The organism is Stenotrophomonas genospecies 3, assembly GCF_054473855.1.
Map to the genome: position 1 here is coordinate 59,141 of NZ_JBTMUR010000002.1, position 24,180 is coordinate 83,320.

Below are 24,180 nucleotides of genomic sequence, written 5' to 3' on the forward strand. Positions count from 1 at the left end.
GAAGGTGGTTCCCCGCCGGGAGTCTAGCATGTGCGCGGGCGCCGCCAAGGGCGCCCGTCACGGGTCAGTAGACCAGCTGTGCGGGCGTGCACTGGATGGACTGGACATGCACATCCGTACGGCCCAGTTCCAGGCCCAGCACCTGCGCCAGCAGCGAGCGCAGCAGGGAGCCGACGCTGTTGAGCAGCGGCTTCAGGACGTCCAGGGCGGGCTTCAGCAGCAAGCACAGCAGGCCCGAACAACTGACCGGGCCATTGCCGGGGGCGGTGACGCCGTCGCCGGCGAACTGGTCCAGGAAGCCGGCATCGGCGGTCTGCAGGTAGGAAGTCAGGTTGTACTTCATGCAGTTGTTGTAGGTGGTGTCATCCAGCGCGCCAATCAGGCTGTTGCACTGCTTGACCAGCAGCCCACCCACAAGCGCTCCCAGTACGCCATCGAGGAGCCCCGAGCCAACCCCGGTCACTGCGTTGCGGAATCCTTGCCAGACCTTGCCGTCGACCATGCAGGTCACCAGCACACAGCTGGTAGGTACCCCCTTGGTGATGTCCCAGTTTCCAAGTGGTTTCAATCCCTGCGTGCTGTCTCCGAATTCCAGCAGCTTGATGGTTGCGTCAACATCGTATCGCTTGCGACCAACGTTGGCTGCTTTCAGGTAGCGATCGGCCAACTGCGCTGCGGTCGAGCCCTGGCTCATGCCATCGTCGCGCGGATCGAGCATGCCGGACAGTACGCGCAGCAGTTCGCTGACCAGCTCGGACACGGCGGTGCCCACCTCCAGGGAGTTGACCTGGGTTGAACCGGTCGCGCCGGCGGGGAGGGTGAGGCTTTGCGTGTCGGTCAGCGTATTGACCTTGATGCTGTCATTGATCAACGGGGCGCCGAGCAGTGTGAGCATCTGTTCCTTCTGCAGGGTGTCGCCACAGACATTCTGCTTGGAGAACCGCTCGCTGTCGGCCACCTTGCCGACGCAGGCGCGCAGCACGGAAGACTCGACCTTGATCGTCGCCGTGGGAGGCGTGCTGCCACATTGCAGGCTGGTGAGGGTCGCCATTGCGTTGGTCACGTCCGCATGGACCGGCAGCTTCAGGCGGATGCCCAGCAGTGAAAGCACGCCGCCTGCAACGGGAATGTTGTTGGTGTCGATGTCGAGGAAGACACGGATCTGCGCGTTGTAAGCGCGCGAGCCAACGCCGCCGATGGCGATGGACGGCGGTTCCACCACAGCGGCTTTGGCATTGACCAGGCCCAGCAGGTTGAGTTCATCGACCGAGACCGCACGGCCGCCATTGGCGATGCTGATGCTGGTGCCGATCAGGTCCAGCACATTGACATCGGCCTGCAGCGCGCTGGAAATCGTTCCATCCGGCGCCACCACGCGTGCGAACAGGCCGCCACCGCTGTCATCGGAGCCGAGTTTCACCTCCAGCTGCTTGAGGTCGATGCCCTTCACGACCAGGGCATTTTCCAGTGCACTCAGGTCCACGTGGGCAACGCCCTGCTGGGTGAGCAGGTCAACGGTCGCCTGAAGGATCTTGCCCAGCTTGACCTTGCGGCCGGCCAGCAGATTGTTGAACTCCGCCACGCCCATGTTGACGTCGATCGGAATGCCCAGTGCCTGCAGCAGTCCGTTCGGGGTGATATGCGCCTGTGCAAGGCCGTCGTAGCCGAGCAGGGTGGTCTTGTCGAGGTCAGCACCCACCAGTTTCAGGACATTTCCCAGTGGCGTGTTGCCATTGATGCGCAGCAGTTGCGAGCCGACACTGAAAACCGCCGTCGGTTCTGCACGGCGCGCTACCGCCTGGGCGGTCACGGTCGGCAGGCTGCTGTTCTGCCCGAAGAAGGGAAGCACCGCGCGGCGGGTGATGACACGGACAGCATTGCGTTGATTCGCTGCATCGACGACCGGGCTGAAGTGCCCATCGGTGGCGCGGGTCACGTTCCAGTTTCCGCAGCGGATTTCCAGGCTTCCTGCGAAGGTGTTCTGGGTGAGTGCGCTCTGCCGCGCAGCACTGTTGTCGCTGTTGTCCGAGCTGCACAGTTCCAGTCGCTGCGCTCCGGCCAGTGCAGCCAGATCAGCGACCTTCTGTGCATCGCGCTTGGCCCAGAACAGGTAACCGATCTCGATCAGGCCCAGCATCGCCAGCAGCGCCAGCATGACCAGCATCATGGTGATCGACATGCCGCCCCGTGGGCGGCTGAAACTGAACTGGCGTGGGCGTTTCATGGCCTACCTCAGCGTCCAGATGAGGATGATCCCTTGGACTTGGCGACATCGGCTTCAAAGAAGTCCGGGATCTCGTGTTCGAAACTCTTCATGTAGCGGGCGTAGCTCAGCGTCGCCTGGTCGCCGAGGATCGGCAGGTGCTGTCCGGCCTGTTGCCCCGATGCCTGCAGGCGGAACAGATTGCGCGTGGTATCGCCGATCTGGCTGCGGCCGGGCCGCGGGGCTGCAGTGCTGCCGTCGGTGTTGGCCACTGCTGCAGGCGCCGCCTGAGGCACCGGTGCTGGCGGGGCCGCCAGGTCCACGGTGGGCAGTGACTCGGACTGCAGCGGCTGCGAAGCCGACGCAGCCGGCGTGCTGCCGCCAAGCATCTGCCCGGTCAGCGGCTGTTGCTGCGCCTGCACGGCGGCGGCTGGCAGCAGGCAGATCAGAACGGGCAGCAGGCGTCGGGTCAGGGGCGTCGCGGTCATGGTGTGTTCCCGTTCGGGTGGTCGGAGGCGCTGAAGCGTTCCAGCATCGAGGGCGGCAGGCGCTGCGGATCGCGTTCATCGCGGCTGTCGCGGCGCGGTTCCGCCGCCAGTCGCGTGGCGCCGGGCGGGTTGCCGGCGGCATCGCTGGCGAGAGCACGGGCAGCGGCCGGCACGACTGCGGCGGCTGCCGCTGCGGCCTGGCGCTGCTGCAGGCGGGCACGGATCTGCGCCGCCTGCTGCTGGATGCTGAGCCGGGTCTCGTCGTTGAGGTTCGCTTGCTGGGCGAGGCGTTCGGCAGTGGCGGTGTCGCCCCGCAGTACCGCCCAGAGGGCGAGGTTGGCGGTGGCCTTGGCATTGCCCGGCGACAGCTCCAGCGCCTTGGCCAGGGGTTCGCGCGCGCGCTCGAACTGCCCGGCGCGCAGCCGCGCATAGCCCAGGTCGCCGAGATAGCTTGTATTCAATGGCTGCAGTTCGGTCGCCCGCGCCAACGCCTGCTCACTGCCGGCGTCGTCGTCGCGGCGCGCGGCAATCAGGCCCAGGCCATGGGCGGCCGCGGCGGCCTGGGGGCCACTGGAAAGATCGCGGTACAGGGTGACCGCGGCATCGGCCTGGCCGGTCTCGCGCAGCGCGTCGGCCTGCAGCAGGCGCAACGCCGGCGGATCGCCGTAGCGCTGGCGGAAGGCGTCGACGTGGGCGAGCGAGGCATACCATGCGCCTTGCTGCTGCATGCGCTCGATCAGCTCCAGGTAGGCATTGCGGCTGTCCTGCGGTGCCGGTTCGGGCGCGGCCAGGCTGGGCGCGCGCAGGTACTTCGGCGTGGTCGATGCACAGCCGCTGGCGCCGGCAACGGCAGCCAGGGCAACAATCAGGCAGGAAGTGCGCAGGGCAGGCATCAGGGGGACCCCATCTTGGACATGGTGGTGGCCAGCGCGACCAGCGCCGGACCGGCAAGGACCAGCATCAACGCTGGCAGCAGGGTCAGCATCATCACCACGGTCATCTTCACCGAGAGCTTGCCGACCTTTTCCTTCAGCGTGTTGCGACGCTGTTCGCGCAGGCGGATGCTGAACTGCCGCAGGGGCTCCTGCACCGCGCCGCCATGGGCGTGCACCTGCAGGATCAGCTGCATCAGGCTGGTCAGGTCATCGTCGGCATAGACCTCGCTCAGCCGGCGCAGGGATTGTGCGCGGGTGCGGCCGTGGGTATAGGCGATGTTGGCCTCCTGCAGCTCGCCGCCGAGGACCGGCAATGCATCGCGCAGCTTGTCGCCGAGCGTCTGCAGGCTCTGGTCCATGCTGAAGCCCACGCCCTGCAGCAGACGCAGCAGGTCGATCAGCAGCGGCAGCTCGTTGTCGACCGCTCGTCGGCGCCGTTTCACCCAGGAGGAGAGAACGAACTTGGGCAGGAGCAGGCCGGCGGCGAGGGCGCCGATGATCACCATGATCCTGGCCAGCCCGGTGACGCTGCTGAATGTCAGCGCCAGTACCAGCACCAGCACGGCCAGCAGCAGGCGCAGGCCGAGGTAGATGGCCGTACCGCGGCGGGTGTTCCACCCGGCCAGATCCAACAGCAGCCGGTCTTCATTGGCCAGCAACGCCGTTTCCAGCCGGCCGCCGCTGAGGGCACGGCCGAAGCGTTCCAGCCAGCCCAGCGAATCGTGCCGCGCAGGCTCGGTGTCACGGGACGCCTCGCGCGGCTGCAGGGCAGTCTTCAAGGTGGCCGTTGTACGTTGCTCACGATGGCTGCGTACCCAGCCGCCGATACCGAGCAGGGCGATACCGGCGGCCAGCACGAGCAGGGAGAGGGCGAACCAGGCGCTGGCGCTCATCGGTTGTCTCCGGCGGGGCGAAGGGGGTTCATAGCGACTTGGCCAGGCGATACAGCAGGAAGCCACCGACAAGTTCCATGCCCAGTGCAAGCAGCAGGATCTTGTGGCCGAGCGGAGCGTGCAGCACCGGCTGGAAGAAGTCCGGGCTGGTGATCGCCATCAATACCGCGCAGGCCGGTGGCAACAGGCCCAGCACCCACGCTGACATCCGCGTCTCCGAGGTGGTCGCTGCAAGCTCCTGCTGGGCCTGTTCCAGATCGCGCATGAAATCGCCCATGCGCTGCAGGATCTGGTCGGAGCGCCCGCCGATGCGCACGCTGACACCGATCACCACCGACAACACCTTCAGCACATCCATGCGATAGGGATGCGAGGCCTGTGCGAGTGCACGGTCCAGCTCCATGCCGCTGCGTGCAAAGCGCACCGTGGTGTCCAGCAGCCCGCGCAACGGCGCGCTGGTCTGCATCGACGCAACCTGGAACGCTGCCTGCAGGCTGTTGCCCAGTGCGGTCAGCCGCACCAGGTTGTCGAGGAAGTCCGGCAGCTGGTGCAGCAGTTGCGCACGCAGCTTCGTGGTCCGCCGCATCACCCACAGCCAGCAGCCAAGCAGGTACAGCAGCAGGGTCAGCGGAAACATCCAAGCCGTGCCCAGCCGCAGCATCGCCACCACCGACAGTATCAGCCCCGGTACCAGCAGCATGATGGGAATTTTCCAGCCGGTCTGCAGCCCTGCGCGCTGCAGCAGGCCATCCAGCGGCAGCACGCGGCGCCCGGCGCTGGCGGGCCGCGCCGGGTCGTTGGCAGCGGTGACGGACGGCCCGGCGGGTGCTCCGCCCGTGGCGCTTCCGCGCGAAAGCTGCTGCTCGGCGTGCCGCATTGAAACCTGGCGTTGCTCACGGCTGCTGGCCGTGCCCCACAGCCAGGCTGCCAGCGCCAGCAGCACCGCGATGATGCTCAGCATGCCCAGCAGCGCGCCGGTTCCCATGCTCAGAAGTCTCCGTAGAGCGATTCGCGCAGCTGCTGGCGGAACGGCTCCAGCTTGTGCGAGTGCGGATGGAAGCCCAGCCCGACCCAGCGATCGATCTCTTTGCCGTTGCCGTCGATCTGCAGCTCGTGGCGGAACATTTCCTGGGTGGTGATCAGGTTGTCGCTGACACCGGTGATTTCCGTGATCGAGACCAGCACGCGCCGGCCGCTGCCCAGGCGCGAGATCTGCACGATGAAATCGATGGCACTGGCGATCTGCCGACGCAGGCTGTCCTCGCTGCCCTGGAACCCGGCGAACCCGGCCAGCATCTCGATGCGGTACAGGCAGTCGCGCGGCGAGTTGGCATGGATGGTGGCCATTGAGCCGTCATGGCCGGTGTTCATCGCCTGCAGCATTTCCAGCACCTCGGCACCGCGCACCTCGCCGACGACGATGCGGTCGGGGCGCATGCGCAGGCTGTTGCGGACCAGATCGCGGATGCTGACCGCACCGTGCCCTTCGGCGCCGCCGATACGGCTTTCCAGGCGAACTACATGCGGGTGGTTGAGCGAGAGCTCGGCGGTGTCTTCGACGGTGATCACGCGCTCGTTCGCGGGGACGTAGCTGGCCAGGGCGTTCAGCAGCGAGGTCTTGCCCGAGCTGGTGCCGCCGGACACCAGGATGTTGCAGCGACCCAGTACCATCGCCTTCAGCAAGGCCTGCATCGGCGCATCGAAGGTGCCCTTGGCCAGCAGTTCATCGGGGGTGAACGGGTCCTTGCGGAACTTGCGGATGGACACCATCGGTCCATCCACCGCCAGTGGCGAGATGATCGCGTTGAGACGGCCGCCGTTGGGCAGGCGCGCATCGACCATCGGATTGGAGTCATCCAGGCGGCGCCCAAGCGGGGCGAGGATGCGGCGCAGGATGCGCAGCAGGTGCGTGTCATCGGTGAAGCGCTGGGTGGCCCGCTTGAGCTGGCCGCCCTGGGACACGTGCACATCCTTGAAACCGTTGATCAGGATGTCTTCGATGGACGGGTCGTGCAGCAGGTCGTCCAGCGGGCCGAAGCCGGTCAGCTCCTTGACCAGGCCGTCGGCGACCACCTGCATCTCCTCTTCGTTGATCGGGATGCGCCACTCCTGGATGAAGCCCACCGTCTGCACCTGCACCCAGCGGGCGATGGTGTCGGGGGCCCAGGAATCGATGTCGATTCGCTCGTCCTCGATGCTGTTGAGCAGGTGCTCATGCGCGGCCGACAGCACCTTCTGGTACTGCTCGGTCTGCGCGAACGGCTGATGGCCCGGCGAGCTTTCGGGCAGCACCGGCCGGGCAACGGCATGCGGGAACGGGGTTACCTTGTCTTCCATTGCGATCCACCCAGGGCAAGGGAGAGTCTTTCCCGCAGGCCCTGCGCCCGGACCGGGCAGGCAGCCGGATCCAGGCGCGAAACCAGCGGGGCGAGGGCACGCAGGTAGGGGTCGCGCGGCGCATCCTGCAGCAGCAGGTGGCCCTGGCTGGCAGCCAGGCGCACGCGCGGTCGTTCGGGAAGCGTGGCCAGCAGGGGAACCTCGAAGCGGCGCGCGATCTGCTCCGGGCTCATGCCGCTGCTGTCATCGTGGCGGTTGATCACCAGCTGCAGGCGCTTCTCGCGTTCGCGCTGGCCGGCAAGATGCTTCAGTGCCTGGTCGAGCGACACCAGTGTGGCAATGGAGGCATCGGTGACCAGCCAGATCTCGTCGGCCTGGTCCAGCAGCAGCGGCGGCAGCTGACGCAGCGGGCAGCCACCGGCATCACACAGCACGCTGGCGAACACGGTGCGCAGGCGCTGCAGCAGCGCACCCGGATCGGACGGCGGTATCGCATCGCTGCCGCTGGCGCGGTCCAGCAGCACCAGTCCGGAATCGTGACGGGCCATGGCCGTACGGGCGAGGGTGGCGTCGATGCGGCTGGCGTTGCGCAGCGCGTCTTCGTAGTGGAAGCGGCTGTCCAGGTTGAGGTACAGGGCGAGGTCGCCCGAAGGCTGGGCCAGCTCCATCAGCAGGCCATCCTGCTGCAGTGCCTCGCCCTGTGCCAGTGCACGGGTCTGCTGTGCCAGCACCGAAAGATGCGCGGCCAGCGTACTGGTGCCGACCCCGGCGCGCACGCCCAGCAGGACGATCAGGCGGGCCTTGTGCGCCTGCTGCGCGGCGGCAGCCGGTCGTGGTGACAGGGCGCGACGCAGCGCGGCCTCGATGCCGACGTTGTCGCTGTCCAGGTCCAGCACATCACGCAGGCCCGCCCGCAATGCGATGACAACGCCTTCCACCTGGCCGGCACTGGTGGCACCGACCGCAACCAATGCCAGATCCGGCTCGGTCTGCTGCAGTTGCTGCGCCAGCACGCTGGAGGCGGCCGCATGTTCCGGGCGGAAGTCGAGCAGCACAAGGCTCTGCGGCCCGCGTTGCAGGTCCTGGGCGGAGGTCGGCGTGCTGCTGTCCTGCCAGTGCAGGGTGGTGGTTGGCGGCAGTTTCGCCGCCAGCCGGGGCAGCAGTTCGCGATCCATTCCGTACAGGACCAGGTTCATCGGCGGTCCTTGCGGATGCAGCGGCTGGGCAGTGGCGTAGGGCATGGGCGTGGTATCGCAGGCATCATGGAATCAGCGTGAGAAGCCGGGCACCGGGTCCTGGCTGATAGGACCCAGCAGCCAGGCGCCCCATTCGGGCATGTGCGGCTTGGCCTCGCGGTCGCCGGGCAGCGGCAGCTCGGTGTTGCGTGCCAGCGGCTTCACCAGGCGTGGCGTGACGATGATCACCAGTTCCTTGTCCTGGCGCTTGTAGTCGAAGTTGCGGAAGAACGAGCCGATGATCGGCAGGTCACCCAGCAGCGGGATCTTGCCGACGCTGGAAACCACGTTGGAACTGACCAGGCCACCGATCACGAAGCTCTCGCCATCGCCCAGTTCGACCGTGGTGTCGGCGCGGCGGGTGGTGATGGAGGGAATCTGCACGCCGTTGAGCGCGATGGCGTTGCTGTAGTCCAGGTCGCTGGCTTCCGGTGCGACTTTCAGGGCGATGCGGTTCGGTGCCAGTACCGTCGGTGTCACGGTCAGGCCGATGCCGAAGGGCTTGTAGGTGATGGTGGTGGTGCCCAGTCCCTGCGGTTCCAGGATCGGCAGCTCGCCGCCGGCCAGGAAACTGGCGCTCTGCCCGGACAGCGCGACCAGTGTCGGCTCGGCCAGCACACGCGCCATGCCATTGCTCTGCAGCAGGTCGACGTCGGCATTCCACAGGCCCTTGGTCGAGCCGAACACCAGGCGGAAGGCCGAAGAAATGGGCGATTCGGCTTCGTTGCCGGAGTTGCCTTCCTTCATGCCGGGCAGGATGCCGGTGTTGCCCGGCAACTGGCCGCCCGGGCGGGCGAAGCCGTAGGCGAAGTTGCCATTGCGGTTCTGGAAGCTGATGCCGATCTGCTTCAGTGCGGTCTTGTTGAACTCGACCACCTTGACCTCGACCTGGACCACGCCGCCGCTGCTCACCGTGGATGCGTCGGCAAGCAGGCCATCCTTGCCCAGGGCCATGGCGGCAGTCTTCTGCTCCTGCATGTGCGACAGCACGCTCTCGGTGCTTCCCTGCAGCAGGCCCTGATTGTCCTGTTGGGTGAATACCAGCCCGTTCGCGCCGGCGTCGGCCGCACCCTGTACCGCACTTTGTACCCGCACCTGCAGGCGCTGTGGTTCGGTCTGCTTGCGGTGCCAGAGCAGGAGCGTGGTGGTGCCCGGCGCCTTGCCGACCAGCAGGGCCTGGCGCTGGCCGCGCAGCATCACGATATCGGCCACGCCCGGATCGGCAATGGCGACCCGCTCCAGATCACCCGGCAGGGTCCAGGGGCGCTGCTCACGCGCCTGCAGCACCAGGTCGTCGGCGGCCACGCTTGTCGCCGGTGCCAGCAGCACCAGCAGCAGGGCCAGCCAGCGCTGGCGGGGGGAAGGGCGTGGACTGCGGCGACGTTCGGTCATGGATGCGCTCGATGCAGGTCAAAGGGAACCACGGGGGCCGGAGCTGTCACCTCGGATGATTTCGATGCCCGATGCGCGTGGGGCGCTGCGCCGTGGTGCGGGTGCGCGTGCCGGGGCATCCTGGGTGCTGCGCGCGGGCGCGTTGCTGCGGCCGGCCAATGCATCGCCGTCGATGCCGGCGAAGGCGTGATTCTCTGGCCGCTGCAGCGCAAGCTGCTGTTCCGCATCCAGGCCACGCAGGGGATCAATCACCCCGCGTGCCTGCGGGAACAGCGCCAGATCGGGCTGGCCGGAATCGGCAGGGTTGCGCAGGGCGAGGAACAGCTTGCCCTGCTGTGCACCCAGCAGCAGCCGGTTGGCATCGGCCACCGGCACCGCCAATACCGCGCTGCGTGCCGGCTGGGCGGTCCCGCTGCCCGTGCTCTGGGTGCTGCTGCTTCCGGTGATGTCGGCGGCGCGCGGATCGTTGCGGCCATCAGCCTCGTTGCTGGCAACAGCGTCATGGTTGGCCGGGGCGATGTCCTGCTGGCCATAGCTGAGCACGCGCAGGCGCGACAGCAGCAGGCGCGTCTGCGCTGCGTCGGCCGGGCCGCTGGGGTTGGATTGGGCAGTGCGCAAGTTGAGGAACACGTCGACGAAATCACCGGGCAGGATGCGGTTGCCGGCCCCCACCAGCTCGTCGACCGGGACCGCGAGTGCGCGTTCCCCGGGGCGCAGCTGCAGCGAGAATCCCTGCGCGAGTGCGTTGCTGCTGATCGCCGTGCCTTCGGCGATGTCCTGCACCGGCACCTTTCCGACCACGGCGGAAATGCTGGTGGCGGCACCGGAAACCGGGGCGCTGCGCTGTGCGAGACGCAGTCCGTTGGCAGAGATCGGTTCGCCGGCCGGCAGTCGCGCCACCGCTTCCACCACGGTGATCGCCTGGGCTTCGCTCTGCGTTACCGGGGCAACCGTTGCCGGTGCGGCCGGCTTGCGCCCGATCATCAAGGCGATCACCGCCAGCAGCACGGCCAGCCCGATCAGGGCGACGGCAGCAATGCGGGTCAACTTGAGCATGGAACCGTCTCCTGTACCGAACGTCAGTTGCCGCTGCCGAGGTCGAGCTGAGCGACCGCGACGCTGCGGATGGGAGCCCGCATCACCCACTTGTAAAGCGTGGCGGTGCCGGGCAGGAAGGGATGGCTTGCGTAGTCGTAGCTGACCGTCACGGTCATGCACTGGGCGCTGGCCAGTCCGGCGCAGGGGGCCTGCGCGGAAACCAGAATGGCGTTGTTTCCGCCATTGCTGCAGTCGACCGGCTGACCCGAGAAGTTCAGCAGCCACTGCATCGAACTACGCGCTGCAACGCAGGCGGCAGTACGGCGTTCGTTGGCGCTGCCATAGCGCAGCGATGCACGTGCACCCTCGGCCGAGGCGGTTGCCAACGTCTGCTGGGCCGCCATGATCATTACGCCGGAGAACGTGAACAGCAGCAGCGGCAGCAGGCCCAGCATCAAAATCAGCGCGAACTCGATGCTGGCCGCGCCACGTTGCCGGCGTCGGTTGTGGATGTTCATGCCACGCCTCCGTACGTGCTGATCAGGACCCAGGCGATGGCGGATACCGCCAGGTAGGCGGCGTAGGGAATGCCTTGGCGTCCCTGGCGGGCGCTCTGCATCCCGCGCAGCGCCGGGTGCGAATGCCATTGCGAACTTGCCCGATGCATATGGGCTTGAAGGCCGATGGGCAGTACTGGACCCAACCGTCGCGATACCAGCACCAGTGCGGCATGTGCGCCCGCTGCCAGGCTGGCCGCGATCCAGATCGGCAGTAGTGCCTGCCAGCCCAGCATCAATCCCAGTACCGAAAAGAACTTGACATCACCGGCGCCCATCCAGCGCACTGCATGGAAAGGCAGCAATGCGACCAGGCCGAGCGCCGCGCCGGCAACGTGGGAAGCCCACGGCAGGCGCGGCGCGTTGAACTGTCCGGCGATGAGCACGACAACGGTGATCGCGCATGCGGACAGCAGCCAGGCGTTGGGCACCCGACGGGCGTACAGATCGCTGATCGCGATCCGCAGGCACACACCGATGGCCAGCAATCCCAGCAGTGTCATGGCACCCTCCATTGTCCGTCAGTGGACGGTCAGCCGCCGCCTTCTGCAATGAGCCGCAAGCGCAGCCGACGGCTGCGCGCGGTCCCGGTCAGCCCCCGCCGCCGGCAGGCGGTGCTGCACTACCGGAGGCCTTGGTGGCCAATGCGGAGAGATTGGTGAACAGGGTCTCGAAGAAGGACTTGATCTGCGCATTGCCGACCGCGATCAGGATGCCGGCAATCACAGCCGCCAGCAGGCCGTACTCGAGTGCGGTAACGCCATCTTCTTCCTTCAGGAACTTGCGGATCGATGCGTTCATGACGTTTGTCTCCCTCTACCTGTCTGCTACAGGACACCTGTTGGGCGGTGGCCCGGCTCCGCCGGGATCGTCCGTGGACCTCCGCACGTCCTGGCGGAGGAGGCACGGCGGGATGGACCCGCTGTGCTCAAGCAGGGTGATCGTTTCCAGGCGGGACGCCGTTCGCGCAACCGCGACCGCGCGGCGCGGGGCCGGTGGTCGACGTGTCGAGCGATACGTGCATGGTCATGCTGTCCCCCTGGGTGCGGTCATTATCAAAGACCGGATCACCGTGTTATCGACTTTGCCTGAATGGCGGCCGGCTGCAACCGGAACCTATATGCAAATTCGGCAGAATCCCATTGGTCCTTAATTTTCAAGCCGGGTTCTGTGACGGAAATCCGTTCGCCCGCACAACGATTCATCGACGTGCAGATAATGTGAGGCAGGCTTCAGGTCGCATGCGAAAACCGTGCCAAACGCGACAATCTGATTTTCACCTCTGTATCCATCTTATTCAACGCGGTGCAGATGTTTACCCCGTTGAATTATCGGGCATACTCGCATTCAAGTACTCGCATTCAAGTACTCGCGTTTCTTTTGGGGTGCGCACCTTGGCGGCGCGCATCCCGGTGATGGAAGAGATTCCATGAGAGGTGCGCGCCCTGTCAGGCAGTGGGGGGCCGTACCGCACGGCGGATAATCGGGGGGACGACACTGTCATGGTCGATGGTGGGGTAGGAGACAGCGACGACAGCGGCCTGCGGTCGATCGACCTGGCGACGCTGAGCGGCGTGCTTCGTGTATGTGATGTCGAACTGCTTCTGCTCGATGGCAATGGGCCGCGGGCGGCCTTCGCGTCACGCGTGCACGAGGAGGCGTTGTTCTGCAGCATCAGCTGTGGATTCCATTGCCGTGGACGTTTCATGCTGCCGCCGGACTGGGCGATGCTGGGGTATCTGCATGCGACCGATGAAACCCTGAGCTGGTGCCATGGCGTACCGCTTGCCCCTGGGATGGCGCTGACCGTGATGCCCGAGGGCATCAGCGAGTTCACCCTGAGCCCGGGCACGCACATGACCCTGATGCTGGTGCCGGTGGCACGGGTGCAACGCAAGCTGACCGAACTGAGCCTGCGCAGCACGCCGCCGGCCGGACAGGCGCTTTCACTGTTCAATCTCGCCAGCGAGGCCGCCCCGCTGGCACAGCATTACCAGCAGCTGCACCTGCAGCTGGGCCAGGGCACGGGCCTGCAGCCGGAGGAAACTGAGCGGCTGCTGCACGAACACGTGCAGGCACTGCTGGGTGCGGGTTCCGCCGAACGCCCGGGTTGCAGCCGTGCGCGGCGCACGCATTATCTGATCGCACAGCGGGCGGAAAACTTCATGCGCCTCAACCTGCGCCGCAATATCTACATGAATGAGATCTGCGACGCTGCCGGTGTCAGTGAGCGTGGGCTGCGCTACGCGTTCGAGGACCTGTTCGGTACGTCGCCCAATCGTTACCTGTCGATGCTGCGCCTGTGCGCAGCCTGCCGCAGCCTGTCGATGGCCGATTCCAGCCGCCGTTCGGTCAAGGCCATCGCCCTCAGTTGTGGCCTGTGGGACCTTTCGCGTTTCGCCGACAACTACCGCAAGGTCTTCGGTGAACTGCCGCGTGACACGCTGATGCGCGCACCCGCGCAGATCGGCCAGCCCGCCTGATCCAGGCCCCATAAGGGTTTCCCGGCGGTTCCTGCCGGAATTGCATATCCGCTTGCCGATATGGTTGCCGCTTCTGCATAACTGGCTGCCGATTCCGACCGTGGATTTGCCGGAATGCGCGATTGCCGTGCCGGAATGAAGTGCGCAGCCGCCGTTGCAAACGCTGAAATGTCAGTCACCTGCCTAACGGCAAGTCCACTGACATTCCAGTTGTTCGCCTACGGGGGAAATGCTCATGAACCGCATCTACCGACGTGTATGGAACCGCCAGCTCAATGCTCTGGTTGTGGCCTCGGAACTGGCCACCGGCGATAGCGGCGGCAGCGCCGCTCGCGATCCGCGCAGTGTCCTGCTGATGCCGACCGCACTGGCCCTGGCCCTGCTGTGTGCGCTGGCCAGCGGGCATGCAGGAGCATCCGAATCCAATCAGTCGCTGCGTGATCTGCAGGCACTGGCCGCGAAGTACGCGCAGCCGATGCCGGTCAAGGTCGACGCAGAAGTCGCGCTGGCCGCGGCATCGCGCCAGGCGCAGAGCAGTCCGGCGATCAGCGCAGACGCGCGTGTGGGCCTGCAGCTGAGTACGACCTCGCTGCCGATCGTGCGCGACGTGCTGCCGGCTACCGTACAGGTGAAGCTGGCGGCGAACGCCGCGCCGAAGCAGGTCGCGGTTCCTGCACTGGCCGCCGATGTTCGCGCCAATGTCGGGCTGGGGCACGCAGCGTCCAATGTGGCGAAGATGGATGCCTCACTGGCGGCCAACGTTGCGCAGTCCGCGCATGCGCCGCTCGGTGTGGCTGCGGATGCGCAGGCGAAGGCCAGGGTTGGCATCGCCGGTGCCCAGGTGGCCTCGATCGATACCGGTGCCAAGGCGGCTGCCGCTGTTGCTGGCGCATCCGCTGGCTCGCTGTCCGGCCTCAAGGCGTCCGTTGACGGCAAGGTGGATTCGCAGCTGAAGCTGGCGGGCCACCAGATCGACGGTCAGGGGCAGGTCAAGGCGACGGCAGCGGTCACGTTGCCGGCAAAGGAGGAGCTGCCGGGCGAGACCCATGATCGTGCGATCACCGCAGCTTTCGATACCGGTGTTGCCGGCAAAGTGCGCGTGCAGGCGCCCGATGGCCAGGAAGTCGTGGCCGACCGCAATCTGAAGCTGGCCGGCCAAGCGACTGTGGCAGCGCAGAACAGCGCACTGGGCGTGGGTGGCCTGGTGGGCGGCGTTGTCGGCGCGGCAGGTGGCGCCGTGGGTGGCGTGCTTGATGGCACCGTCGGCAACACGGTTGGTGCGGTGGGCGGAGCAGTGGGCAGCACGCTCAATGGCGCCGTTGGCACGGTTGGTGCAGTCGGCGGCACTGTGGGTGGTGCACTCAACGGCACGGTCGGCTCGGTCGGCAGCACCGTCGGCGGGGCACTCAACGGTGCGGTTGGCACGGTTGGTGCAGTCGGCGGAACTGTGGGTGGTGCGCTCAACGGCACGGTCGGTTCGGTCGGCAGCACCGTCGGCGGCGCACTCAATGGTGCGGCTGGCACGGTGGGTGCAGTTGGTGGCGCCGTGGGCGGCACGCTCAACAATACAGTGGGTGCGGTGGGCAGCACCGTCGGCGGTGTACTCAATGGCGCTACAGGTGGCAGCACCGGCGGCCTCGGTGGCCTGCTGGGCGATACGCTCGGCAATGTCGGCGGCGCCGTCGGTAACCTGCTCAACGGCAACCTCAATGGCACCATCGGCAATCTCGGCAGTGCCGTGGGTGGCCTGGTCGGTGGCACGCTGAGCGGCCTCGGCCTGACCAAGCCCTCGGCGATTCCGCCGACCAGCCCGAAGGCGCCGGCTCCGGCCGATCCGAACGCGGGCCTGATCATCGGCACCGGCGGCCTGGTTGGCAACGTCGGGCAGCTGATTGGCCCGACCACCACCAGCCTGTTCGGCGGCAACGGCTACCTGAGCAACGGCAACCTCAAGCTCAGCAACGCCAACGTGATGCAGACCTACTCGACGGTCAATGTGCTGGGCCTGCCGGTGGTCAACCTGTCGCCGGTCGGCAGCACTCTCAACGGCTTGGGTGGCGCCGTCACCGGCGGTAGCTCGCACCTGACCCTGATCGGTGGTGTCACCTCCGACAGCTACATCTACAACATCAACAACGGCAATCCGGGCGGCCTGCTCGGGCTGCTGCTGCCGAAGGATTCGCCGGCATGGGCGGCCAAGTGCCTGGATATTGTCCTCGCCGACATCTCCTGCTGGGCAGTCAATGCGGCGCAGGACTACCAGGTGCTGATGGGTGACGGCGCCTTTGCCAACGGTTCGAAGGAAGTGGTGATCGGTGCCAATGCCCGCCACGAGCTGCCGAAGGTCGATGCCAACGTCGCCTTCCCGGGCGCCGGCACCAATGATCCGAGCAACCCGACCGGTGTGCCGACCGCGGACTACGCCGCACGCATGGGCCATTCGGTGATCGTCGGCGACAGTGCGGTGGGCACGGCCAACGGGCAGACCCTGCTCGGTGCCGAGGCGACGTCGAACCAGGCCAACTCGGTCGCACTGGGCTACCGCTCGGCCGCGCTGCGCGGTGCCCAGGCCAGCTACAGCGCCTATGGCCTCACTGCGCCGCAGGTCTCGGCCGGTGAAGTGTCGGTGGGTACCGCCGGTGGCGGCGAGCGCCAGATCACCAACGTGGCCGCCGGTAGTGTCAATACCGATGCGGTCAACGTGGCCCAGCTGAAGGGTGCCATCAGCCTGATCGATGATGTGGCGGCCGCTGCGGTGACCTACGATCTGGACGGTGCCGGCAATCCGAACTATCGCCGTGTCACGCTCGGTGCGGGCACCGGCACTACCACCATCGGCAACCTGGCCGGCGGTGCGGTCACCGCCGGCAGCCTGGAAGCGGTCAATGGCGGCCAGTTGGCGGCGACCAATGCGGCCATCGCCAGCTTCTTCGGCGGTCGTGCAGCCTTCGATCCGGCCAGTGGTGCCTTCACTGCACCACTGTTCGAGATCAGCACCATCTCCACCGGCGGTGCGATCGCCAAGGGTCTGTATGAGAACGCCACCGATGCCTTCGCCGCGGTCGATGGTTCGCTGGTCAACCTCAACACGCAGATCACCGACATCCGCAACGGTGGCACCAAGTACCTGCGGGTGAACTCGACCGGTACCGAGGCACTGGCCAGCGGCGCCGACTCGATCGCGGTCGGTACCAACGCCCGCGCCACCGCCGCCAACAGCATCGCGGTGGGTGCCGGCAGCCTGGCTGACCGTGCCAACAGCGTGTCCATCGGTGCCGCCGGTGCTGAGCGTCAGGTCACCAACCTGGCTGCGGGTACCGCAGCGACCGATGCGGTCAATGTCGGCCAGCTGCAGGCGTCGGAACAGGGGGCACTGCGCTATGACCTCAATGGCGACGGCAGCGTCAACTACGCCAGTGCCACGCTCGGCCAGACCGGCACGGCCACCACGCTGCGTAATCTCGGCCCGGGCCAGGTCAGTGCCACCAGCAGCGAGGCCATCAACGGTGCCCAGCTGTTTGCGGCCAACCAGGCCGTGGCCACCCACCTCGGTGGTGGCGCGGCGGTCAACGCCAGCGGCGTGCTGACCGCACCGACCTACTCGATCAACAACGTCGCCGCCAACGGCACCGTGACCAAGGGCAGCTACAACGACGTCGGTACCGCCTTCGATGCGGTCAGCAACTCGCTAGCCAACGTCGCCGACCAGACCGATGAGATCGACAAGCTGGCCGTGAAGTACGACGTCGATGGCAGTGGCATCGTGCTCAACAGCGTGACGCTGACGGGTACCGGCACCGGCGCGGTGAAGATCACCAACGTCGCCGCCGGCAGCATCCTGGCCGGCAGCAGTGATGCCATCACCGGCGACCAGCTGTTCAGCACGAACAGCACCATCGCCAACTACTTCGGTGGCACCACCGCGTACAACGGCACCACCAACGTGTGGACCGCGCCGAAGTTCAGCATCTCCAGCATCGCCACCGACGGCACCTTCACCAGCGGCGACTACAACAATGTCACCGCCGCCTTCACTGCGGTGGACGGCTCGCTGAAGGTCCTCAACCAACGCATCACCAACAACAGCGGTGGCAGTGCCTACCTGGCAGTGAACTCGACCGCAGCGCCTGCAACGGCTGCCGGTGCGGAAGCGGTGGCGGTCGGCCCGCAGGCCAGTGCGGCCGGTGCCAACAGCGTGGCGGTCGGCAACGGCGCCAGCGCCAGTGCCGGCAACAGCGTCGCCCTGGGTGCCGGGTCGGTGGCCAGCGTCGGTGCGCAGAGCGGCTACACCGGCGCCTATGGCCAGACCGGCGCCAGCAACTCGGCCGGTGAGGTTTCGGTCGGCAGCACCGGCAGCGAGCGCAAGATCACCCATGTCGCCGACGGTTCCGATACGTACGACGCGACCAACGTCGGCCAGCTGAAGAACGGCGTGAACTACGCCATCGACGAATCGAAGAAGTACACCGACCAGAAGATCCAGAACATCACCAACGTGGCCGGCAGCTTCCGCGCCAACAACACCAACAACCTGGCCGATCCGTCCGCCAGCGGTGCCAATTCGGCCGCAGGTGGCGCTGGCTCCACCGCCGCCGGTGCCAACTCGACCGCGCTGGGCAATGGCTCGCAGGCGCAGGCCGACAACTCGGTGGCGCTGGGTGCGGGTTCGGTGGCGAACCGGGCCAACACGGTCTCAGTGGGTGCCGCCGGTGCCGAACGCCAGGTGGTCAACGTGGCCGACGGTTCGCAGGCGACCGACGCGGTCAACGTACGCCAGCTGCAGGCCTCGCAGCAGGGCACGATCCGTTACGACACCACGGTGAACGGCGCGACCAACTACAACAGTGTCACGCTGGGCAGCACCAACAGCGGCCCGACCACGGTGCGTAACGTCGCCGCCGGCACCGCCGGTACCGACGCAGTCAACGTCGACCAGTTGAAGTCGGGCATGGCGCAGACCCTGGACTGGTCGAAGGCCTACACCGACGAGCGCATGGGTGGCTTCGAGCGCGACCTGCGCAAGACCGACAACCGCGCCTCGGCCGGTATCGCCTCGGCTATGGCCACCGCAGCACTGCCGCAGCCCAGCGAAGCGGGCCGCAGCATGGCCTCGGTCGCCGCCGGCAGCTACAACGGCGAGTCGGGCGTGGCGGTTGGTATCTCCGGTGTCTCCGAAGGAGGGCGCTGGATCTACAAGTTCAGCGGCTCCACCAACAGCCGTGGCGAGGCCGGTGTGGCCGTCGGTGCCGGCATCCAGTGGTGATCCCCGCCGCCGGGCCGCACGCGCGGCCCGGCATCGCGGAAACGTCCAAAGGGGGAATGACATGAAACAGCATCGCATCGCCCGCACCGGCCAGATGGCCGCAGTGCTGGGCCTGGTCCTGGGGATGGGCCTGCTGGCCGCCTGCCGCAGCCATGTGCCGGCCGCCGAGGGTCCTGCCGAAGCCACCGCCGTGCACTTCCCGGAGGCCTCGAAGGCCTCGCTGAAGGAGGGCATCTATCCCGACGTCGCCGACCTGCGCCGCTTCGCGCCGGGCATGACCAAGCGGCAGCTGTACACGCTGCTGGGCACGCCGCATTTCAATGAAGGCATGTGGGGCGTGCGCGAGTGGAACTACCTGTTCAATTTCCGCACCGCGCAAGGTGCGGAGTACTTCACCTGCCAGTTCCAGGTCCGCTTTGACAGCAAGGGCATTGCCCAGGCGGGCTACTGGAAGCCGGAATCGTGCGCGGCCGTGCTGGAGCCGCCGCGGCCACCGGCCCCACCAGTACCGGTACCGGCACCGCTGCCGGAACAGCCGCTGCGGCTGTCGGCCGATGCGTTGTTCGGTTTCGACAGCGCGGTGCTCAGCGCCGAAGGCCAGCAGGCCGTGCAGGGCGTACTGGCGCAGGTGCGCGAGGCCAGTCAGGTGCAGTCAATCCGGGTGACCGGGTATACCGACCGTATCGGCAGTGCCAGTTACAACCAGGCCCTGTCGCAGCGACGTGCCGAGGCCGTGCGCAGCGCGCTTGTGCAGGGCGGCGTGCCTGCAGCCAGCATCAGTGCCGAAGGACGCGGCGCGGCCGAGCCGATCGTGCAGTGCGAGCAGCGCAACCGTCGCGAGCTGATCGCCTGCCTGGCGCCGAACCGGCGCGTGCAGATCGCGGGTGTGGCGCAGCCACGCTGAGAATCCTGCGCCGGGGCAAGTCCCCGGCATCCCGAGTCCCCCCTGACCGCCGGCAGGACGTGGCCACGTCTCCCCCGTTGTCCACGCCTGCCGGCGGCTCAGGTTTTCCATGGTGCACGCGATGAACGCCCAATTCCTGCCTCTTTCCATGAAGACGGAAACCACACTGAGTGTGTACGGCCAGCTCGGCAATCATGCGGTGGTGCGCATTCCCGGGCGGCGACTGCCGGGATTGATCCTGCAGGCAGACACCGTGGCCGGCTTCCTGGCCCAGCTGCAGGAAGCCCAGGCCTGCCTGCGCAGTGGGCGCGCGCAGCGCACCGACGCCGAGCTGGACATGCTGATCGACGTGCTGCAGCAGTGGTACGCACTGATCGAATCGCGCCTGGCCGACGCCGGCGAGGCGCTGTAAAGAAAAAGGGGACGGAGGGGATTAAGTCGTTTCCGGCACACGCGGGGCAAGAACGACTTAATCCCCTCCGTCCCCTTTTCCTAGGCGCGGGCGCGGACCAGCAAGCAGGCGGCACCCACGCGTACGCGGTCGCCTTCGATGAACGGCGCGAATGCAGCCAGTGCCTGGTCGCGGAGCACGGTGGCGCGGTCTTCCGGCATTGCGCGCAAGGCCAGCCCCAGTGGGCCCAGCTGGCCGACATAGGTCGGCAGGTCTTCGCGGGCGATCGAGCAGGGCAGGTCTACCGCAACCACCTCCACATCCTTCCAACCGGCGGCCTGCAGAAGCCGCTGTACCTGCCCGCCATCGGCAAAGGCGAACTGTCCCGGCGCGCCGGGCACCCGGGGCGGCAGATCCAGTGCATCGCCGATGGCGCGCTCGGCCGTGGTCATGAATGGGTTCTCGTCGGCACTGCGCCAGGCGATGAAGCGCAGCCCCGCGCCGGGTGTCGCGGCACGATGCAGGTTGGCGAAGGCGGCCTGGCTGTCCTCGAAGAACATCACGCCCAGCCGCGACTGGATCCAGTCGAAGTGCGCGGACGGCAACGGATGCCGCTGCGCGTCTGCCACGATGAAGTCCGCGTCCAGTCCCACTGCCTCGGCGCGCTGGCGGGCCAGCGCCAGCATCGGCGCGGAGATGTCCAGGCCGGTGCTCTGTGCCGCCGGACGAGCGGCGGCTGATGCAAGCAGACTGGCGCCGGTGCCGCAGCCGATGTCGAGCAGTTGCGTGACGGTCTCCGGGAGTTCGGCGACCAGCAGGTCGGCCATCGGCTGGAACAGGCCATCGAGGATGGCCTGCTGGGCGACCCAGATCTGGCCGCCAGGGCCATTCCAGAGCGCATTCTGATCAACGGGGGATGTACTGGCCATGGCCTTGTCCTGCCGGGAAGTTGCCCATAGGTTGATGCTTGAAGGCGACTTGAGGTCAAGCCCGTGCGTGAACTGGATATCGGCGAGGTGGTGAAGCGCAGTGGCGTGCCGGCCTCGACCCTGCGCTACTACGAGCAGCTGGGGTTGTTGCAGGCCCTCGGCCGTCGCGGCCTGCGCCGGCAGTACGACGAGCAGGTGCTGGAACGGCTGGCGATGATCGGCCTTGGCCAGGCGGCCGGGCTGTCGCTGCAGCAGATCGGGGCATCGCTGCCGCCGCAGCGCGGCTGCCTCACGCTGGATCGTGAGGCGCTGCTGGCGCAGGCTGATGTGCTGCAGCAACAGATCAGCCAGCTGCAGCGGATACGCCGTCACCTGCAACGCGCCGCGGCCTGCCCGGAAGCGCAGGATGCACGCCAGTGCGGTTCGTTCCGCAAGCTGCTACGTGCGCAGCAGCGCAGGGCGGGTAGATGAATCAATCGCGGGTGCTGACTTCCCAGGTGGCGTGCAGCACGCCCGGCACGTGTTCCATACGCGCCAGCACCACGTCCAGCTCATCGGCACTCACGGCGGTACTGACCAGCACCGCGATCACATCGGTGGGCGCATCGGCATGCTCGACCACCTGCACATCGCCCACCGGGTACTGCGCAGCCTCCAGCGCATCGACCAGGCGTTCGCGTACACGTGGCACCGCTTCGGCATCCACGCTCAGGCGCACTTCATAGGTGGCTTCGGTCGCCGCCTCGTTGATCGGAATGCGGTTGATTGCATTCACCAGCGGCCGCAGCAGGGTGTTGCCGGCAATGATCAATACCGTCAGCAGCACGCCCTCGGCCAGCATGTCCGCACCGGTGCAGCTGCCGACCGCCGCCGAGCACCACAGGGTGGCGGCAGTGTTCAGGCCGCGTACGTTCATGCCTTCCTTCATGATCACGCCGGCGCCGAGGAAGCCGACCCCGGAGACCACGTAGGAGATCACCCGCACCGCCTCGGCGCTGCCGGCGATACGCATGCCCAGGTCGACGAAGGCAGCGGCACCCACCGCCACCAGCACGTTGGTGCGCAGGCCGGCGGTGCGTTGCCGGTACTGGCGCTCGGCGCCGATCAGCGTGCCGAGCACGAAGGCGGCCAGCAGGCTGACCACGGTGTCGGCGAAGGGGCCGGCCTGGAAGGTTTCAATGAAGCGCATGGCCGGAGTCTACCCCGTCGCAGTGACAGTAGATCCACGCCATGCGTGGATTTCCAGCGGTCCACGCCACGCGTGGATAGCCAGCGTGCCAGAAACGACTTAATCCCCTCCGTCCCCTTTTTGCGGGTCAGTCGGTGTCCTCGACGCGCTCGCCCATCAGCTCGCGCTGGCGCTTGTCCAGTTCCTCGGCGTAGCGCTTGCGTACGAAGGCTTCGGAGACCACGCCCAGCACCTGGCCGTCGGCAGCGACCACGGCCAGTTCGTCGGCCTGGGTGTGGTCGAAGCGCTGCATCACGGTGACCACGTCCGCGCTTGGCAGCAGTGACACGTCGCGGTTTTCCGCCAGTTCGCCGATCGTGGTTTCGGGCTTCACGCCGTCGCCGTACACGCGCGGAATCTGCACGATCCCGGCGTAATGGCCTTCGCTGTCGATCAGGATCACGCGGCTGCCCGAGCCCAGCGGGAAGCGCTGGCGGAAGGCGGCGGCATCGAGGTCGGACGGGGCGGTGGCCACGCCCTTGCGCATCAACCGGCCGGCGTTGAGGTTCTGTACCCAGCCCACGTCGCGCGCGCTCTTGATGGTCTCGCCGCGCAGGTGCATGCGCCAGGTCGAGAACGAATAGCCGAACCACTGCCGCACCAGCGTGCTGGACACCAGCACCGCACTCATCACCACGCTGGTCAGCAGGAAGTCGTGGGTGCCTTCCAGTACCAGCATGGCCATGGTCATCGGCGCGCCGACCACGGCTGCGGCCAGCGCCGCCATGCCGGCCAGCGCGGCGGAGGTGGCGTCGACCACCGGCACGCCGGTGGCCATGGCCAGCAGGCCGGCGAACAGCGCGCCGACCAGGGTGCCCATGAACAGCGAGGCAAAGAACAGGCCGCCACGGAAGCCGAACCCCAGCGAGATGCCCGAGGCCAGGCACTTCAGGGTCAGCAGGCCGCCGATCCAGATCAGCGGCAGGTGCGTGGTCAGGTCCAGGTGCAGGGCGCCATGTCCGGACGACAGCACCTGCGGGCTGGCCAGGGCCAGCGGTATCAGCAGCAGTCCACCGACCACCGGCCGACCCCAGGCAGGCAGCGGGCTGCGCTTGACCGTGCCCTCGATCGAGGCGATCAGCCGCATGATGGCAATGCCGACCATCGCGCAGCAGCAGCCGAGCAGGCCATAGATGGCGTAGTCGGCGGCGCGGACATCAATCGTCGAGGCGGCCGGCAGCAGGTAGGCCTCGATGCCGGCCTGGTCAGCCACGAACGCGCCGGCCAGCGCGGCTACCGCCACCGGGGCCAGTGCGGCCGGGGTGTAGGCGCCGATGACGATCTCGAAGGCGTAGAACGCGCCGGCCAGTGGCGCCCCGAAGGCGGCGGCGATGGCACCGGCGGCACCGGCGCCGACCAGGATGCGCACGTCGTTGCGGCGCAGGCGCATCACCCGGCCCAGCTGCGAGCCGCTGCCCGCGCCCATCTGCGTATACGACGCCTCCAGCCCGACCGAGGCGCCGCAGCCGTTGGACAGCAGGGTCTGGGTCAGCACGATGAGGTTGTCGCGCATCGACATGCGGCCGCCATGCAGGGCATTGGCTTCCACCGCATCGAGCAGGGGCCGCTTGAGCCGGGTCGCGGCCAGGCTGACCAGGCCGACCAGCAGGCCACCCAGCGGCAGCACCAGCAGCGCTGTCCATGTCAGTGAGGGCAGGGAACTCAGGCGCATGCCGTCGTCCAGCCCATACAGGGTGCCCTGCAGCCAGCGTGCGATGCCGGACTGCAGCAGGGTCAGGTAGCCGGCGATCAGGCCGACCAGCAGGGCAAGCGCGATGAACCACAGGTCGCTGCCGCGCAGGCGCAGGCGCAGGCCCTGGAAGGCCAGATGCAGGCGCGATGGCGAAACAGGCAGTGACATGGTGGCGGCATGATACGCCGCCACCGTGATCGCCGCCGTCACT

General features: G+C 67.2%; 20 protein-coding genes. 5 read left to right on the top strand and 15 right to left on the bottom strand.

What is annotated here, in order from left to right; all coding sequences use genetic code 11:
- Positions 1 to 64 precede the first annotated feature (64 nt).
- The 12 genes from ACX9OT_RS02680 to ACX9OT_RS02735 form a co-directional block, all read right to left on the bottom strand.
- Positions 65 to 2,224 carry a TadG family pilus assembly protein gene (locus ACX9OT_RS02680; RefSeq protein WP_459000764.1) on the bottom strand — a complete coding sequence of 720 codons (2,160 nt, stop codon included), beginning with the start codon at positions 2,222 to 2,224 and terminating at the stop codon, positions 65 to 67.
- A gap of 8 nt (positions 2,225 to 2,232) precedes the next feature.
- On the bottom strand, positions 2,233 to 2,691 hold the full coding sequence (locus ACX9OT_RS02685) for a DUF3613 domain-containing protein (protein ID WP_032128080.1): 459 nt from the start codon (positions 2,689 to 2,691) through the stop codon (positions 2,233 to 2,235).
- A complete protein-coding gene (locus ACX9OT_RS02690; RefSeq protein ID WP_049423083.1) occupies positions 2,688 to 3,584 on the bottom strand; it encodes a tetratricopeptide repeat protein in 897 nt (298 codons plus the stop codon). Before ACX9OT_RS02690 ends, ACX9OT_RS02685 begins: the two co-directional genes overlap by 4 nt.
- Entirely contained in the window at positions 3,584 to 4,519 is a 936-nt protein-coding gene (locus ACX9OT_RS02695; RefSeq protein ID WP_071229091.1) for a type II secretion system F family protein, read from the bottom strand. Before ACX9OT_RS02695 ends, ACX9OT_RS02690 begins: the two co-directional genes overlap by 1 nt.
- A 28-nt stretch (positions 4,520 to 4,547) precedes the next feature.
- Positions 4,548 to 5,504, bottom strand: a complete 957-nt coding sequence (locus ACX9OT_RS02700; RefSeq protein WP_107432187.1) for a type II secretion system F family protein — start codon at positions 5,502 to 5,504, stop codon at positions 4,548 to 4,550.
- A 2-nt stretch (positions 5,505 to 5,506) separates the two neighbouring features.
- Complete coding sequence (locus tag ACX9OT_RS02705) at positions 5,507 to 6,856, bottom strand: TadA family conjugal transfer-associated ATPase (RefSeq protein ID WP_049398477.1); 1,350 nt, start codon at positions 6,854 to 6,856, stop codon at positions 5,507 to 5,509.
- Positions 6,841 to 8,097, bottom strand: coding sequence for a CpaE/TadZ family protein (locus ACX9OT_RS02710; RefSeq protein WP_107432186.1), 1,257 nt, complete (start codon positions 8,095 to 8,097; stop codon positions 6,841 to 6,843). The genes ACX9OT_RS02705 and ACX9OT_RS02710 overlap by 16 nt, the downstream gene beginning before the upstream one ends.
- A 27-nt stretch (positions 8,098 to 8,124) precedes the next feature.
- The gene (locus ACX9OT_RS02715) at positions 8,125 to 9,483 is read right to left on the bottom strand and encodes a type II and III secretion system protein family protein (protein WP_049398479.1); all 1,359 of its coding nucleotides are present in this window, start codon (positions 9,481 to 9,483) and stop codon (positions 8,125 to 8,127) included.
- An 18-nt stretch (positions 9,484 to 9,501) separates the two neighbouring features.
- On the bottom strand, positions 9,502 to 10,539 hold the full coding sequence (gene cpaB, locus ACX9OT_RS02720; protein ID WP_459000768.1) for a Flp pilus assembly protein CpaB: 1,038 nt from the start codon (positions 10,537 to 10,539) through the stop codon (positions 9,502 to 9,504).
- Between the two features lie 23 nt (positions 10,540 to 10,562).
- Positions 10,563 to 11,039 carry a TadE/TadG family type IV pilus assembly protein gene (locus tag ACX9OT_RS02725; protein WP_459000770.1) on the bottom strand — a complete coding sequence of 159 codons (477 nt, stop codon included), beginning with the start codon at positions 11,037 to 11,039 and terminating at the stop codon, positions 10,563 to 10,565.
- Positions 11,036 to 11,581, bottom strand: a complete 546-nt coding sequence (locus tag ACX9OT_RS02730; protein ID WP_032128071.1) for an A24 family peptidase — start codon at positions 11,579 to 11,581, stop codon at positions 11,036 to 11,038. The genes ACX9OT_RS02725 and ACX9OT_RS02730 overlap by 4 nt, the downstream gene beginning before the upstream one ends.
- A gap of 88 nt (positions 11,582 to 11,669) precedes the next feature.
- Positions 11,670 to 11,879 carry a Flp family type IVb pilin gene (locus ACX9OT_RS02735; protein ID WP_049398483.1) on the bottom strand — a complete coding sequence of 70 codons (210 nt, stop codon included), beginning with the start codon at positions 11,877 to 11,879 and terminating at the stop codon, positions 11,670 to 11,672.
- Between the two features lie 701 nt (positions 11,880 to 12,580).
- Here ACX9OT_RS02735 and ACX9OT_RS02740 point away from each other — a divergent pair.
- From ACX9OT_RS02740 to ACX9OT_RS02755, 4 genes are all read left to right on the top strand, one after another.
- On the top strand, positions 12,581 to 13,561 hold the full coding sequence (locus ACX9OT_RS02740) for an AraC family transcriptional regulator (RefSeq protein WP_032128070.1): 981 nt from the start codon (positions 12,581 to 12,583) through the stop codon (positions 13,559 to 13,561).
- Positions 13,562 to 13,796: 235 nt separating this feature from the next.
- Positions 13,797 to 18,824 (top strand): YadA-like family protein, encoded by a 5,028-nt coding sequence (locus tag ACX9OT_RS02745; protein WP_459000773.1) that lies wholly within the window; start codon positions 13,797 to 13,799, stop codon positions 18,822 to 18,824.
- A 61-nt stretch (positions 18,825 to 18,885) separates the two neighbouring features.
- A complete protein-coding gene (locus tag ACX9OT_RS02750; RefSeq protein ID WP_459000775.1) occupies positions 18,886 to 19,728 on the top strand; it encodes an outer membrane protein assembly factor BamE in 843 nt (280 codons plus the stop codon).
- 121 nt (positions 19,729 to 19,849) lie between these two features.
- Complete coding sequence (locus tag ACX9OT_RS02755; protein ID WP_019659952.1) at positions 19,850 to 20,140, top strand: DUF6959 family protein; 291 nt, start codon at positions 19,850 to 19,852, stop codon at positions 20,138 to 20,140.
- Positions 20,141 to 20,220: 80 nt separating this feature from the next.
- On the opposite strand, the gene ACX9OT_RS02760 is transcribed toward ACX9OT_RS02755, so the two are convergent.
- Entirely contained in the window at positions 20,221 to 21,048 is an 828-nt protein-coding gene (locus ACX9OT_RS02760) for a class I SAM-dependent methyltransferase (protein ID WP_459000778.1), read from the bottom strand.
- A 63-nt stretch (positions 21,049 to 21,111) separates the two neighbouring features.
- On the opposite strand from ACX9OT_RS02760, the gene ACX9OT_RS02765 reads away from it, so the two are divergent.
- Positions 21,112 to 21,519: a MerR family transcriptional regulator gene (locus ACX9OT_RS02765; RefSeq protein ID WP_459000780.1), complete on the top strand. Its 408-nt coding sequence runs from the start codon at positions 21,112 to 21,114 to the stop codon at positions 21,517 to 21,519.
- A gap of 1 nt (position 21,520) precedes the next feature.
- Here the strand turns inward: ACX9OT_RS02765 and ACX9OT_RS02770 are convergent, their stop codons facing one another.
- Both ACX9OT_RS02770 and ACX9OT_RS02775 read right to left on the bottom strand, forming a co-directional pair.
- Positions 21,521 to 22,237, bottom strand: coding sequence for an MgtC/SapB family protein (locus tag ACX9OT_RS02770; protein ID WP_005409984.1), 717 nt, complete (start codon positions 22,235 to 22,237; stop codon positions 21,521 to 21,523).
- 127 nt (positions 22,238 to 22,364) lie between these two features.
- Positions 22,365 to 24,137, bottom strand: a complete 1,773-nt coding sequence (locus ACX9OT_RS02775; protein ID WP_459000782.1) for a chloride channel protein — start codon at positions 24,135 to 24,137, stop codon at positions 22,365 to 22,367.
- Positions 24,138 to 24,180: the final 43 nt, after the last annotated feature.

Coding starts and splice junctions, on each gene's coding strand:
- ACX9OT_RS02685 (WP_032128080.1), bottom strand. CDS start 2,691: ATGACCGCGACGCCCCTGACCCGACGCCTGCTGCCCGTTCTGATCTGC.
- ACX9OT_RS02740 (WP_032128070.1), top strand. CDS start 12,581: ATGGTCGATGGTGGGGTAGGAGACAGCGACGACAGCGGCCTGCGGTCG.
- ACX9OT_RS02725 (WP_459000770.1), bottom strand. CDS start 11,039: ATGAACATCCACAACCGACGCCGGCAACGTGGCGCGGCCAGCATCGAG.
- ACX9OT_RS02760 (WP_459000778.1), bottom strand. CDS start 21,048: ATGGCCAGTACATCCCCCGTTGATCAGAATGCGCTCTGGAATGGCCCT.
- ACX9OT_RS02695 (WP_071229091.1), bottom strand. CDS start 4,519: ATGAGCGCCAGCGCCTGGTTCGCCCTCTCCCTGCTCGTGCTGGCCGCC.
- cpaB (WP_459000768.1), bottom strand. CDS start 10,539: ATGCTCAAGTTGACCCGCATTGCTGCCGTCGCCCTGATCGGGCTGGCC.
- ACX9OT_RS02770 (WP_005409984.1), bottom strand. CDS start 22,237: ATGCGCTTCATTGAAACCTTCCAGGCCGGCCCCTTCGCCGACACCGTG.
- ACX9OT_RS02700 (WP_107432187.1), bottom strand. CDS start 5,504: ATGGGAACCGGCGCGCTGCTGGGCATGCTGAGCATCATCGCGGTGCTG.
- ACX9OT_RS02750 (WP_459000775.1), top strand. CDS start 18,886: ATGAAACAGCATCGCATCGCCCGCACCGGCCAGATGGCCGCAGTGCTG.
- ACX9OT_RS02735 (WP_049398483.1), bottom strand. CDS start 11,879: ATGAACGCATCGATCCGCAAGTTCCTGAAGGAAGAAGATGGCGTTACC.
- ACX9OT_RS02690 (WP_049423083.1), bottom strand. CDS start 3,584: ATGCCTGCCCTGCGCACTTCCTGCCTGATTGTTGCCCTGGCTGCCGTT.
- ACX9OT_RS02755 (WP_019659952.1), top strand. CDS start 19,850: ATGAACGCCCAATTCCTGCCTCTTTCCATGAAGACGGAAACCACACTG.
- ACX9OT_RS02775 (WP_459000782.1), bottom strand. CDS start 24,137: ATGTCACTGCCTGTTTCGCCATCGCGCCTGCATCTGGCCTTCCAGGGC.
- ACX9OT_RS02745 (WP_459000773.1), top strand. CDS start 13,797: ATGAACCGCATCTACCGACGTGTATGGAACCGCCAGCTCAATGCTCTG.
- ACX9OT_RS02680 (WP_459000764.1), bottom strand. CDS start 2,224: ATGAAACGCCCACGCCAGTTCAGTTTCAGCCGCCCACGGGGCGGCATG.
- ACX9OT_RS02710 (WP_107432186.1), bottom strand. CDS start 8,097: ATGCCCTACGCCACTGCCCAGCCGCTGCATCCGCAAGGACCGCCGATG.
- ACX9OT_RS02730 (WP_032128071.1), bottom strand. CDS start 11,581: ATGACACTGCTGGGATTGCTGGCCATCGGTGTGTGCCTGCGGATCGCG.
- ACX9OT_RS02705 (WP_049398477.1), bottom strand. CDS start 6,856: ATGGAAGACAAGGTAACCCCGTTCCCGCATGCCGTTGCCCGGCCGGTG.
- ACX9OT_RS02715 (WP_049398479.1), bottom strand. CDS start 9,483: ATGACCGAACGTCGCCGCAGTCCACGCCCTTCCCCCCGCCAGCGCTGG.